General features: G+C 63.6%; 11 protein-coding genes. 8 read left to right on the forward strand and 3 right to left on the reverse strand.

Annotated elements, in window-relative coordinates; all coding sequences use genetic code 11:
- Window positions 1-41: 41 nt before the first annotated feature.
- The 3 genes from TX78_RS09400 to TX78_RS09410 are packed head-to-tail and all read left to right on the forward strand — an operon-like array spanning window position 42 to window position 4,799.
- The gene (locus TX78_RS09400; protein ID WP_044495711.1) at window positions 42-2,078 is read left to right on the forward strand and encodes a bifunctional rhamnulose-1-phosphate aldolase/short-chain dehydrogenase; all 2,037 of its coding nucleotides are present in this window, start codon (window positions 42-44) and stop codon (window positions 2,076-2,078) included.
- Between the two features lie 11 nt (window positions 2,079-2,089).
- A complete protein-coding gene (locus TX78_RS09405) occupies window positions 2,090-3,523 on the forward strand; it encodes a rhamnulokinase (protein ID WP_044495714.1) in 1,434 nt (477 codons plus the stop codon).
- Window positions 3,524-3,545: 22 nt separating this feature from the next.
- Entirely contained in the window at window positions 3,546-4,799 is a 1,254-nt protein-coding gene (locus tag TX78_RS09410) for an alpha-hydroxy acid oxidase (protein ID WP_044495715.1), read from the forward strand.
- Here the strand turns inward: TX78_RS09410 and galE are convergent.
- A complete protein-coding gene (gene galE, locus TX78_RS09415; protein WP_044495717.1) occupies window positions 4,791-5,741 on the reverse strand; it encodes a UDP-glucose 4-epimerase GalE in 951 nt (316 codons plus the stop codon). The genes TX78_RS09410 and galE overlap by 9 nt on opposite strands.
- Window positions 5,742-5,885: 144 nt before the next feature.
- On the opposite strand from galE, the gene TX78_RS14390 reads away from it, so the two are divergent.
- Window positions 5,886-6,137: a Beta-galactosidase C-terminal domain gene (locus TX78_RS14390; RefSeq protein WP_044495719.1), complete on the forward strand. Its 252-nt coding sequence runs from the start codon at window positions 5,886-5,888 to the stop codon at window positions 6,135-6,137.
- Here TX78_RS14390 and TX78_RS09425 read toward each other — a convergent pair.
- Both TX78_RS09425 and TX78_RS09430 read right to left on the reverse strand, forming a co-directional pair.
- The gene (locus TX78_RS09425; RefSeq protein WP_044495720.1) at window positions 6,134-7,069 is read right to left on the reverse strand and encodes an electron transfer flavoprotein subunit alpha/FixB family protein; all 936 of its coding nucleotides are present in this window, start codon (window positions 7,067-7,069) and stop codon (window positions 6,134-6,136) included. The two genes, TX78_RS14390 and TX78_RS09425, sit on opposite strands and share 4 nt — an antisense overlap.
- On the reverse strand, window positions 7,066-7,902 hold the full coding sequence (locus tag TX78_RS09430) for an electron transfer flavoprotein subunit beta/FixA family protein (RefSeq protein WP_044495722.1): 837 nt from the start codon (window positions 7,900-7,902) through the stop codon (window positions 7,066-7,068). The genes TX78_RS09425 and TX78_RS09430 overlap by 4 nt, the downstream gene beginning before the upstream one ends.
- Window positions 7,903-8,074: 172 nt before the next feature.
- On the opposite strand from TX78_RS09430, the gene TX78_RS09435 reads away from it, so the two are divergent.
- The 4 genes from TX78_RS09435 to TX78_RS09450 form a co-directional block, all read left to right on the forward strand.
- Window positions 8,075-9,436 carry a GntP family permease gene (locus TX78_RS09435; protein WP_044495723.1) on the forward strand — a complete coding sequence of 454 codons (1,362 nt, stop codon included), beginning with the start codon at window positions 8,075-8,077 and terminating at the stop codon, window positions 9,434-9,436.
- A gap of 228 nt (window positions 9,437-9,664) precedes the next feature.
- Window positions 9,665-10,819, forward strand: coding sequence for a glycerate kinase (locus TX78_RS09440; RefSeq protein ID WP_044495725.1), 1,155 nt, complete (start codon window positions 9,665-9,667; stop codon window positions 10,817-10,819).
- Between the two features lie 62 nt (window positions 10,820-10,881).
- Window positions 10,882-12,072 carry an acyl-CoA dehydrogenase family protein gene (locus TX78_RS09445; protein WP_044495726.1) on the forward strand — a complete coding sequence of 397 codons (1,191 nt, stop codon included), beginning with the start codon at window positions 10,882-10,884 and terminating at the stop codon, window positions 12,070-12,072.
- A 10-nt stretch (window positions 12,073-12,082) separates the two neighbouring features.
- The coding region (locus tag TX78_RS09450) for an alcohol dehydrogenase catalytic domain-containing protein (RefSeq protein ID WP_044495728.1) at window positions 12,083-12,394 on the forward strand (312 nt) is incomplete at its 3' end.

Consider the following 12,394-nt stretch of genomic DNA (forward strand, 5'->3'; position numbering starts at 1 on the left):
GTTCGATTGCTCATTATCGAACATCATCTTCGGGAGCCCCCATGACCAACCCAGCAGTTGAAGCACTCATCGCCCGGTCCAACCGTCTCGGTTCGGACCCGAAGAACACCAACTACGCCGGCGGCAACACCTCCGCCAAGGGCACTGACCGTGACCCCGTGACCGGTGAGGACGTTGAGCTCCTCTGGGTCAAGGGCTCCGGCGGAGACCTCGGCACCCTGAAGGAGTCGGGGCTGGCCACCCTGCGCCTGGACCGCATGCGGGCCATGGTCAACACCTACCCCGGCGTGGAGCGCGAGGACGAGATGGTTGCCGCGTTCGACTACACCCTCCACGGCAAGGGCGGGGCTGCTCCCTCCATCGACACCGCCATGCACGGCCTGGTTGACGCAGCTCACGTGGACCACCTGCATCCCGACTCCGGCATCGCGATCGCGACCGCCGCAGACGGCCCTGAGCTCACCGAGAAGATCTTCGGCGACAAGGTCGTGTGGGTCCCATGGCGCCGCCCCGGCTTCCAGCTCGGTCTCGACATCGCCGAGATCAAGCGTGCCAACCCCCAAGCGGTCGGCTGCATCCTCGGCGGACACGGCATCACCGCCTGGGGCGACACCTCTTCAGAGTCCGAGCAGAACTCGCTGTGGATCATCGACACCGCGGCCAAGTACATCGAGGAGAACTCGAAGCCCGAGCCCTTCGGTGCGCCCCTGGACGGCTACGGAGCTCTGGATGAGGCTGAGCGTCGCGCCAAGGCCGCCGCACTGATGCCCACCATTCGCTCTATTGCCAGCGCAGACCGTCCGCAGGTGGGTCACTTCACCGACGACGACGTCGTCCTGGACTTCCTCGCCCACGCCGAACACCCCCGTCTGGCTGAGCTAGGCACCAGCTGCCCCGACCACTTCCTGCGCACCAAGGTCAAGCCGCTGGTGCTCGATCTTCCCGCGGATGCGTCCATCGAAGACTCGGTGAACCGCCTGCGTGAGCTCCATGAGGCCTACCGCACCGATTACCAGGCCTACTACGACCGCCACGCCGAGGCCGACAGCCCGGCTATTCGCGGTGCCGACCCGGCCATTGTGCTGGTGCCCGGTGTGGGCATGTTCAGCTTCGGCAAGGACAAGCAGACCGCACGGGTGGCCGGAGAGTTCTACATCAACGCCATCAATGTGATGCGCGGTGCTGAGGGACTCTCGACCTACGCCCCCATTGATGAGCGTGAGAAGTTCCGTATCGAGTACTGGGCGCTGGAGGAGGCCAAGCTTCAGCGCATGCCCAAGCCCAAGGAGCTGGCCACCCGGATCGCCCTGGTCACCGGCGCCGCCTCCGGCATCGGCAAGGCCATCGCCAAACGGCTGGTGGCCGAAGGCGCCGTCGTCGCCATTGCTGACCTGAACCTGGAGAAAGCTCAGGAGACTGCACAGGAGCTCGGCGGACCGGATAAGGCTATTGGTATCGCCGCCGATGTCTCTGACGAGACTGCTGTGCAGCAGGCGATCAATGAGACCCTGTTGGCCTTCGGTGGCCTGGACATCGTGGTCAACAACGCAGGGCTGAGCCTGTCGAAGTCGCTGCTGGAGACTACCGAGAAGGACTGGGACCTGCAGCACAACGTCATGGCCAAGGGCTCGTTCCTGGTGTCCAAGACCGCTGCCAAGGTCCTCATCGAACAAGGTCTCGGCGGAGACATCATCTACATCTCCTCGAAGAACTCGGTGTTCGCCGGTCCTAACAACATCGCCTACTCCGCCACCAAGGCAGACCAGGCTCACCAGGTGCGGCTGCTGGCAGCGGAGCTGGGCGAGCATCAGATCCGGGTCAACGGCATCAACCCCGATGGCGTGGTGCAGGGCTCGGGTATCTTCGCTTCCGGCTGGGGTGCCAATCGCGCCAAGACCTATGGCATCGAAGAATCGGAGCTGGGCAAGTTCTACGCTCAGCGGACGATTCTCAAGCGTGAAGTCCTTCCCGAGAATGTGGCCAATGCGGCTTTCGCACTGATCTCTTCTGATCTGTCCCACACCACCGGCCTGCACGTACCGGTAGATGCCGGTGTTGCCGCTGCATTCCTGCGCTGAGCGGAGTATCAATGGCGACCACCACACACGCTGCAGTCGACCTCGGAGCGTCCTCCGGGCGCGTCGTCCTGGGACGTGTAGGACCGGACACCCTGGAGTTTCACGAGGCGGCACGCTTTCCCAACGGGGTGGTACCGCTGCCCGATGGACTGCACTGGAACATCGTGGGCCTCTATGAGCACGCGCTTGACGGACTGGCAACTGCTAGCCGTGAAGCAGGCGGTGAGCTCGCCTCCGTCGGTATAGACGCATGGGCCGTGGACTACGGGCTGCTGGCCGAGACGCCCACTGGGACCATGCGGATGCTCGGCATCCCGTATCACTACCGCGACGGGCGTACCGCTGTAGGTGTTGACTCCGTGCACTCGAAAGTCAGCTTCGCTCAGCTGTACCAGCGCAACGGCTTGCAGTTTCTGCCCTTCAACACTCTCTACCAGCTAGCGGCAGAGGAGCTGGCGGGACAGGCTGATCGGCTGCTGCTGATACCGGATCTGCTTGGCTACTGGCTGACCGGCGAGCAGCGCACAGAGGCCACCAACGCGTCTACCACTGGTCTGCTGGACGTACACACCCGGCTTTGGGATACCGGGCTGATGAGTCAGCTCGGTATCGATGAGCAGCTCTTTGCTCCTGTCGCATCGCCCGGCAGCACTCTGGGCCTGACCCGGACCGAGCTGTCAGCCCGGCTGGGCGGTCAGCAGCTCCCTGTCACCCTGGTGGGATCTCATGACACCGCCAGCGCCGTCGTCGGCGCACCGCTGTCAAGCCCAGATGCCGCCTACATTTCCTGCGGCACCTGGGGACTGGTAGGCCTTGAGCTGCAGGAACCCGTGGTGACAGATGCCAGTCGCGAGGCCAACTTCACCAACGAAGGCGGGGTGGATGGACGCACCAGGTTCCTGACCAACGTCATGGGGACATGGCTGCTGTCTGAAACGCTGCGGTCCTGGGAGGCGCAGGAAGGCCGCGCGCAGGATCTGACCTCCTTGCTGAAGGCAGCCGCCGAGGTCCCCGCGAGGGACATCACAGTATTCGACGTGCAGGACGAGCGGTTTGTTCCCCCTGGGGATATGCCGGCCCGAATCAGCGAGCTGTGCGGCGAACGCGATCTGCCCTCACCTGAGGGAAAGCCGCAGCTGGTGCGCAGCATCATCGAATCCATCGCCGTTCGCTTCGCCCAGGCACTAAATACCGCAGCAGACTTGGCCGGCCGGCCGATCGACGTCGTCCACATGGTCGGCGGCGGATCGCTCAACGCCCTGCTGTGCCAGGCCACAGCAGACCGCAGTGGATATCCTGTGGTCGCTGGCCCGGTGGAGGCCACCGCCATCGGAAACCTCCTCATACAGGCCCGTACCGCAGGCACACTCTCAGGAAGCCTGGAGGACCTGCGCGAGCTCATTACCCGCACTCATACACCTACTACGTACCGTCCCCGGATCTGACCGGCGGGACAAGGAGGTACCCATGGTTCAGCGACAGCTACCCAAGCCCCGGGACATCGCGCCCCTGATGAAGTTCAAGAAGTTTGACTTCAACGCATCACGACGACGCCTCAACACAGCCCTGACAATCGAGGACCTGAAGAAGATTGCCAAGCGGCGTACTCCCAAGGCTGCGTTTGATTACACCGATGGTGCCGCCGAAGGTGAGTTCTCGCTGACCCGTGCCCGCCAGGCATTCGAGGATGTGGAGTTCAACCCCTCGATCCTGCGCGATGTTTCCGAAGTGGATATGTCCTCCACCATTCTCGGGGGCCACTCGTCCCTGCCATTCGCCATCGGCCCCACCGGGTTTACCCGACTGATGCAGACTGAAGGCGAGGTGGCCGGCGCATCGGCTGCCGGCGCTGCAGGGATTCCCTTCACCCTCTCCACTCTGGGCACCACATCCATTGAAGACGTGAAGGCGGCCAATCCGAACGGCCGCAACTGGTTCCAGCTCTACGTCATGAAAGACCGGGAAATCTCCTATGGTCTGACCGAGCGTGCTGCCGCTGCAGGGTTCGATACGTTGTTCTTCACTGTTGACACCCCGGTGGCGGGCGCACGCCTTCGGGATAAGCGCAACGGGTTCTCCATCCCGCCTCAGCTGAGTCTGGGGACGGTGATCAACGCCATTCCGCGACCGTGGTGGTGGGTCGATTTCCTCACCACGCCACCGCTCGAGTTTGCCTCGTTGTCCTCGACCGGCGGCACTGTGGGTGAATTGCTGGATAAGGCCATGGACCCCTCGATCAGCTTTGATGACCTGAAGATCATCCGTGAACTCTTCCCCGGCAAACTGGTGGTCAAAGGCGTACAGAACGTCGAGGATTCGAAACGGCTAGCGGACCTAGGCGTGGACGGCATCGTTCTCTCCAACCATGGCGGACGCCAGCTGGACCGCGCCCCGGTGCCTTTCCACCTGCTCCCGGATGTGGTCCGGGAAGTGGGAACCGACATTGAGATCGGACTCGACACCGGCATCATGAACGGTGCCGATATCGTCGCTTCGGTGGCCCACGGGGCGACGTTCACCTTTATCGGCCGGGCCTACCTCTACGGGCTGATGGCCGGGGGCCGGGCAGGAGTCGACCGCACTATCGAAATCCTCGCCGAGCAGATCGACCGAACGATGAAGCTGCTGCAGGTGCCCACACTCGCTGAGCTGGAGCCCAAGCACGTCACCCAGCTGACCAGGCTGGTGCCGCGCGAACGCGGCACCAGGACCTCAGTCTGAGTCGGGCAGGGCAGTCCAGGCATCGGCGATGATGTTCTCCAAGGAGTACTCCGGGACCCACCCCAGAGTCTCCGCGGCCTTCTGCCCTGATGCCACCAGCACCGCAGGATCACCGGCGCGCCTGGGCTGCTCGATCACAGGGATCTGGCGACCTGTGACCGTGCGGGCAGTGTCCAGCACTTCCCGCACCGAGGAGCCCACACCGGTGCCGAGGTTGAAGATCTCATGAGTGCCAGGCTTCGCCCATTCCATGGCCAGCAGATGGGCACGGGCAAGGTCCTTGATGTGGATGTAATCGCGCACCGCAGTCCCGTCAGCGGTGGGGTAGTCAGTTCCGAAAAGCTGCGCATGCGGGCTTTCCCCGGTAGCAACCTTCAGCAGATTCGGAATCAGATGAGTCTCCGGATCATGCTGCTCGCGCAGGCTGCCGCTTGCTCCGCCCACGTTGAAGTACCGCAGGCTCACTGCGGCCAGCCCGTGAGCCGCCGCCTCAGCAGCGAGCATGTGGTCAATGGCGAGCTTGGAGGCACCGTAGGGGTTGATAGGCGCGGTCGGATGATCCTCAGAGATCAGGTCCGTCACCGGATTGCCGTAGACAGCGGCAGTGGACGAGAAGATAAAGCGCGGCACATTGGCGGCACGGGCAGCTTCGATGAGACCCAAAGAAGCCACCACATTGCCATGCCAATAGCGCTCAGGGTGCTTCATGGACTCCGCCACCAGAGACTTCGCCGCCAGGTGGATGATCGTATCGAAGGAAGAATCAAGGACCTCCGCTGCCTCGGAGATATCCCCCTGATGCCAAGCGACCCCCGTCAACACCGACTCCTGATGGCCGGTGGAGAGGTTGTCCAGTACGGTCACTTCATGGCCCTGCGCCAGAAGCTGCTGAGCAACCACCGATCCGATGTAGCCGGCTCCGCCGGTCACAAGCACTTTCACGATTCTTCTCCCTGGAAGGTGAATAGATGAACAGGACCGCGGGAACGCTCGCGGACGGACGCGAGATCTTCTTCTACCACGACGCCCCCGTGACCGGACAATACATGACCGACGCGGCTGGAGGCTGATGGCACGCAGCAGCTGGTGGATAAGGTGCTGACCGAAGCCGGGATCAGCTCGCTTCGCTCAAGCCTGTTGGCCCAGACGCCTGAGCACCTGCATGCGGATGTCGAGATGGTGCGCCGGCAAAGCGCGGAGACCAGCTACCTCTTTGTGCTCAACCACAACGACGGACCGGTGACGGTCACCGCCGACGGCGAGGATCTGCTCAGCGGAGAACCGGCCGAGACAGGGCTGACAGTACCGGCCGGTGGTGTCGCGGTGATCGCTACTTAGGCCTTGCGGCGGCGAATCTCCTCGATCATCTGCGGAAGCACCTCGTTGAGATCACCGACGACGCCGAAATCGGCGATCTCGAACACCGGCGCGTCCTCATCCTTGTTGATCGCCACAATCGTGCCCGAGGTCTGCATACCTGCCTTCTGCTGAATGGCACCGGAGATGCCCACCGAGATATACAGCTGCGGGGAGACCACCACGCCGGTCTGGCCCACCTGGGCTGAGTGGTCGATCCACCCGGCATCCGTGGCGGCACGCGATGCGCCGATGGCGGCGCCCAGCTCATCAGCCAGCTCCTCCACCAGGCTCAAGTCACCTTCCACGCCCCGGCCGGCAGCTACCACCACCCGAGCCTCAGCCAGCGGCGGACGACCGGATTTCGGCAGCTCGGTCTCTTCCAGGACCTCCAGGGATCCGGAGGCGGAGACCGGGAGCACGGTGACCTCGGGGGCAGCCCCTGGGGTGGTCATGCGCTCAGCGGTATTGGGACGCAGGGTGGCCACCAGCGGGGCGTCCTCGGTGATCTGTGCGGTAGTGAAGTAGGAGCCGGCCAGCACTGATTTGGTGGCCACCCCGGTGCTAGTGACGCCATTGGCGGCGGTCACCAGGCCGGTGTCCAGGCGCACAGCCAGGCGTGCCAGGGCATCAACAGTGTCGGGAGTGTGAGCACCCAGCACAATATCGGCGCTGACTTCCTTCACTGCGGTCTCCAGCAGATCCGCCAGGGCCGGATCCGGGGCAGTGATGGCGGTTTCGCCGGTGTAGACGTTCTCCACCGGTTCCAGTGATAGCGGCGCAGTCACCGCTTCTGCAGCAGAGCCGGTGACTACACTGACCTCGCCGAGCGCATCAGCATGGGTCAGCAGCTCCTGCTGGGCACCGGTGAGCGCAGCGTTTACGGAGTCGAAGAAGACCAGGACATGGGTCACAGCAGGCGCTCCTTTGCCAGAAAGTCAACGATGCGGGCGCCGGCTTCGCCGTCGTCGGTGATGATCTCACCGGCGGCACGGGCCGGGCGGGGGTCGGCGGAGACCATCCGCAGCTTGGACTCCACCGCGGTGCCGGTCAGCCCCAGTTCAGCCAGGTCAAAACTGGTGACCGGCTTCTTCTTGGCTGCCATGATGGCTTTGAAGTTGGGGTAGCGCGGCTGGTTCGCCTGGTCAGTGACGGAGACGACGGCAGGCAGCGGGGCCGCCACCTTCTGCAGTCGGTCCCCGGAGATGCGGGTGACCACCAGGCGTGAGGTGTCGGTGTCAGTGTCGAGTTCAAGACGCAGCCCGGTGGCCTGGGTCAGCGCAGGAACGCCGAGTCGCTCGGCCAGTTGGGCCGGCAGCGCTCCAGACTCGCCGTCGTCGCTGACCATGCCGGTGAGGATCAGGAACTCAGCGTCATCGGCGAATTCTGCGGTATCCAGCACATGGCGGGCCGCAACAGCAAGGGCGGCCGCGCTGGCCCAGATATCGGCACCCCGCAGGGCTTCGTCGCTGAGGTGATAGCCGTCGTCGGCGCCGATCTGCAGGGCCTTCTTCACTGCCGCCGACGCCCCGGCCGGGCCCATAGTCAGGGCAGAGACGCGGACCGCTGCGTCGTCGTTGTTCTTCTGCAGCTCCTCTTTGATCTGCAGTGCGGCTTCCAACGGGTACTCATCCAACTCACCCAGAATGCCCTCGGCGCGGTTCAGGAGCTGGCCATCTGTGAAGTGGCGCTCCAGCTGGGCATCTGGCACCCATTTGACCAGGGCGATGATGTGAAGTGCCGGCATGAGGTCCTTTCTACCGGTGTGGGCCTAAAAAGGCACAGGGTTCTCCCCTATATAAGGCGCAACTATGGTCGCATGATTCCGCAACCGGTGCGCAGGCCATGTGGTCTAAGCTACATCCATTCCCGCAGCAGCAATGAGGCTTCTCCCTTCGACAGTGAACCAAGGACGTTTCATGATCGATCTGCTGATACTCATCCTGCTGGTGACCGGCATTGTGCTGGTGACCGCCCGGTGGAAGGTCAGTCCCTTCCTGGCGCTGCTGGGTGCTGCGCTATTGGGCACCTTCCTCTACCGGCTGCCGGTCGCCGAAAGCATCACCACAGTGACGCAGGCCTTCGGCAACACTCTGGGCAATATTGGCTTGGTGATCATCTTCGGCACCATGATCGGAGTGATCCTGGAACGCTCCGGTGCCGCGATTGCTATGGCTGACGCGATTATCAAGGTCATCGGCAATAGGTTCCCGAATCTGACCATGACGCTTATCGGCTACGTAGTCTCGGTGCCGGTCTTCTGCGATTCCGGGTACGTGATTCTGAACTCCCTGCGCAAAGCAATCACCGCCCGTGCGGGCATTTCGGCGCTGGCCACTTCCACTGCGCTGATGACCGGACTCTTTGCCACCCACACACTGGTGCCGCCCACTCCTGGTCCGCTGGCAGCAGCCGGTGAGCTCGGGGTGGCCGAGGATCTCGGGCTGATCATCGGTCTGGGCTTGGTGGTTTCGCTGGTCTCGGCCCTGGCCGCGCTGCTGTTCGCTACACGGTTGAGCAGCAAAGAGTTTGCGGCACTTCCTGCCGAGCGTGACGATGACCTCGAGGTCCAGGACTACGAGGAACTGCGGGCCTCCTACGGCAAGCTGCCCTCAGCGTTCATGGCTTTCCTGCCGATTGTTCTGCCGCTGCTGCTGATCTGTCTGGGATCAGTGGCGAAGCTGCCGAATGCGCCGTTTGGTGAAGGCGTAGTGACCGATGCGCTGGTGTTCCTGGGAACACCGGTGATCGCGCTGATCCTCGGACTCATTGCTGCAGTCTTCCTGATCTCAGGTGATGGCCGGATGGCCCGCTTCAATGAGGACATCACTGAAGCCATCCGGGTGGCTGCCCCGATCCTGCTGATCACCGGTGCCGGAGCGGCGTTCGGCGCGGTGCTCAACGCCTCCCCGCTCACCGACTTCCTCGCCGAGAATATTGCGGGAATGGGGCTTGGGCTGCTGGTGCCCTTCCTGATCTCCGCGGCGCTGAAAACCGCCCAGGGTTCGTCCACGGTGGCGATCGTGACCACCGCCGCCATGATTGCTCCCATGTTGAACTCACTGGGACTGGAGAGCACAGAGGGCACCGTATTGGCCGTACTGGCAGTGGGTGCTGGAGCCATGGTGGTCTCTCACGCCAACGACTCGTTCTTCTGGGTGGTCTCACAGCTCTCGAGGATCCCGGTGGGAACGGCGTACCGGACCTTGACCGTCGCGACTGCCATCCAGGGCGTCGTCGCGTTCCTGGTGGTGCTGGGTCTCGCTGCGGTCATGCTCTGAGCCAGGAGCATTTCACCGGGTACTCACCGGTTCTGCCTGAAATAACGTAAAGAAACTGTCGGAACTAGCGCCTCGGAGTGCTGAGTTCCGACAGTTTCCTTACTTTATTTGCGCACGCAGCAGTAAGCAGGTGACTACCGTAGGTCAAGGCGACTTTAGGTTCCGGGTTCTGTCGCAGAGGGCCCCGCGGCACAGTGATCGCCGTCACCTGGGCTAGTGTCTGTAGCCATGAAGATTGCGTGCGTCCCTGATTCCTTCAAGGGCTCAGTCACCGCCGCTGAAGCCGCAGCGGCTATGGCCCGTGGAGCCCGGCAGATCTTCAGCGATGCTGAGGTCACCGAACTGCCATTCGCCGACGGCGGGGAAGGCACCCTGGATGCCCTGCTTGCGCTGTGGAATCAGCAGGCACGCAGCGTTGAGACAGTAGATGCCATCGGCCGCCCGCGTACCGCCCGGTGGGGCCTATCCCCAGATGGCCGCACTGCGGTCATTGAGGCGGCTGAGGGTAACGGGCTTCCTGCGGTGTCGGATGTCCCGCTGCAGCCGCGCCGCGCTGATACCTACGGAGTGGGCCTGATCATCGCTGAAGCGCTGGCCTCCGGAGCCCAGGAGATCCTGCTGTGCCTGGGCGGTTCGGCCAGCACTGACGGCGGCAGTGGCATTCTCACGGCCCTCGGAGCAGAATTCCTTGATCGCCACGGCGCTCCTGTGCCTCCAGGTGGTGAAGGCCTGAGCCGCATCGCCAGCGTGAACACCGAGAACCTTCACCCACTGGCCCGCAGCGTTCGATGGCGCCTGGCGGTGGATGTGGACAACCCGCTGACCGGCCCCCGCGGTGCCGCTGCCGTCTTCGGTCCGCAGAAAGGTGCCGATGACCACGACGTCGCCGCACTGGACGCCGGTCTAGCTCACCTGGCGCAGGTCCTCGCCGAGCAGGCCGGGGCAGATCCGCAGCACTACCGCGAGGCTGAAGGCTTCGGCGCCGCCGGCGGCATTCCGGTCACCGTGATGAGTCTGCTGGGCCCTGAGGCCGGTGGTCAGGCTGAAATTCTGCCCGGATCACGCATGGTGGCAGAAGCGGTGGGACTGCAGCAGGCGTTGGCCGATGCTGATGTGGTGCTCACCGGCGAGGGCCGCCTGGACACCCAGTCACTTGGCGGAAAAGTGGTCCATGCGGTCCAGCAGTACGCACCGGAGTCAGCCGCCGTCGTCGTCATTGCCGGTGCGGTCCAGCTGAGCCCGGCGCAGTGCCGCCAGGCAGGACTGACGGCAGCGCTGTCCATCGCGCCCGGTGCAGCGAACCTCCTTCAACTCCAGGAGCAGGCTGCCCAGCTCATCGAAGACACCACCGCTCACGCCTGCGCGCTGCTGAGCCAGCGCTGAACCGGACCCTCCGGCTCGACACCGGCAGCGTTCCCTGATCAGCCGGAGTAGGATTCGAGACGATGCACACAGGCTTCTATGACGAGATTCACGAAGAGTTCCGCGAAGTGGTGCGCGAGTTCGTCACCCGAGAGGTGACCCCGCACTATAAGCAGTGGGACGCCGCCCACATGATGCCGCGCGCGCTCTGGGAGGCCGCCGCAGAAAACGGTCTGCTGGGACTAGCTGTGCCGGAGGAGCATGGCGGCATGGGTTTGGCCGACTACCGCTTCCGGATGATCATCGACGAAGAACTGGCTCGCGCCGACGCCCTGGGCGCGGCACTGGCCTTCCATCTCCATGACGACTGGGTGCTGCCGGCCCTGCTGCAGTTCGCTACCGAGGAGCAACAGCAGAGTTGGCTCCCACGGTTTATGGACGGCAGTTTTGTCAGCTCCGTGGCCTTCACCGAACCCGGCGCCGGCTCAGATCTGCGCGGAGTGCGGACCAAGGCAACCAAGAACGACGACGGCTCCTGGACGCTCAACGGCCAGAAGACCTTCATCGGCAACGGTATCTCCGGCGACGGCGCCCTGGTGCTGGCACGCTCAGACGGCTCGGATGTGAAACAGCGCGGCGGTGCCACTTCCTTCAGCCTCTTCCTGGTCACCAAGGAAGGCAACCCCGGATACACCCCGGGCACTCAGCTGGAGAAGATGGGGCTGAAGGCCTCAGACACTGCGGAACTGTTCTTCTCCGACGTGCAGATTCCTGCTGCGAACCTCATCGGCGAAGAGGGTCGAGGCCTTGAATACGTGAAAGCGATTCTGCCCCAGGGTCGCCTGGCAGTGGCCGCGGCAGCCGTCGTCGTCGCGGAGACGGTCTTGGATCAGACGCTGGACTATGTAGCCCAGCGCAACGCTTTTGGTGAGCGGATTGCTGATTTCCAGAACACCCGATTCCAGCTCGCTGACCTGCAGACCGGACTGGAGGCCGCACAGCGGTATCTGGCTGCCCAGGTGGAGGGCTTCAACGCAGGTCAGTTGGACCTGGTGGGTGCCTCCAAGGCCAAGCTGCACGCGTCAGAGTTCGCCAAAAAGTGCGTGGATATCTGCCTCCAGCTGCACGGCGGCTACGGCTACATCCTGGAGTACCCAGTGGCTCAGGCGTACCTGGCGGTGCGTCTGCTGACCATCTTCGGCGGGACCAGTGAAGTCCTCAAAGAGACCATCGCGCAGGAACTCATCGCCGGTTCCGCGCCAAACTCCCGATAGGGGACCCCTCATGACGACAGTCACCAACCCTGCCGCTGTGCTGCGTGCCGTGGGCGAGATCGTCGTGGAGGACCGGCCGCTGCCGCAGCCTGGCGCTGGCCAGGTGCAGGTGGCCATCGGTGCGGTAGGCATCTGCGGTTCTGACGTCCACTACTACGAGCACGGGCGCATCGGCGACTTCGTGCTGAACGAACCCATGGTGATCGGCCATGAGTCAGCCGGTGTGATCACCTCCGTGGGTGAAGGGGTTGACCCTGGGCCGCCCCCTTCATTCGGTCCGGTCGCTCTGCGAGTCGTCGGTTTCCGATTGATGGGTGCATTG

The organism is Nesterenkonia massiliensis (genome assembly GCF_000455245.1).
In the GTDB taxonomy this organism is placed as follows: Bacteria; Actinomycetota; Actinomycetes; order Actinomycetales; family Micrococcaceae; genus Nesterenkonia; species Nesterenkonia rhizosphaerae.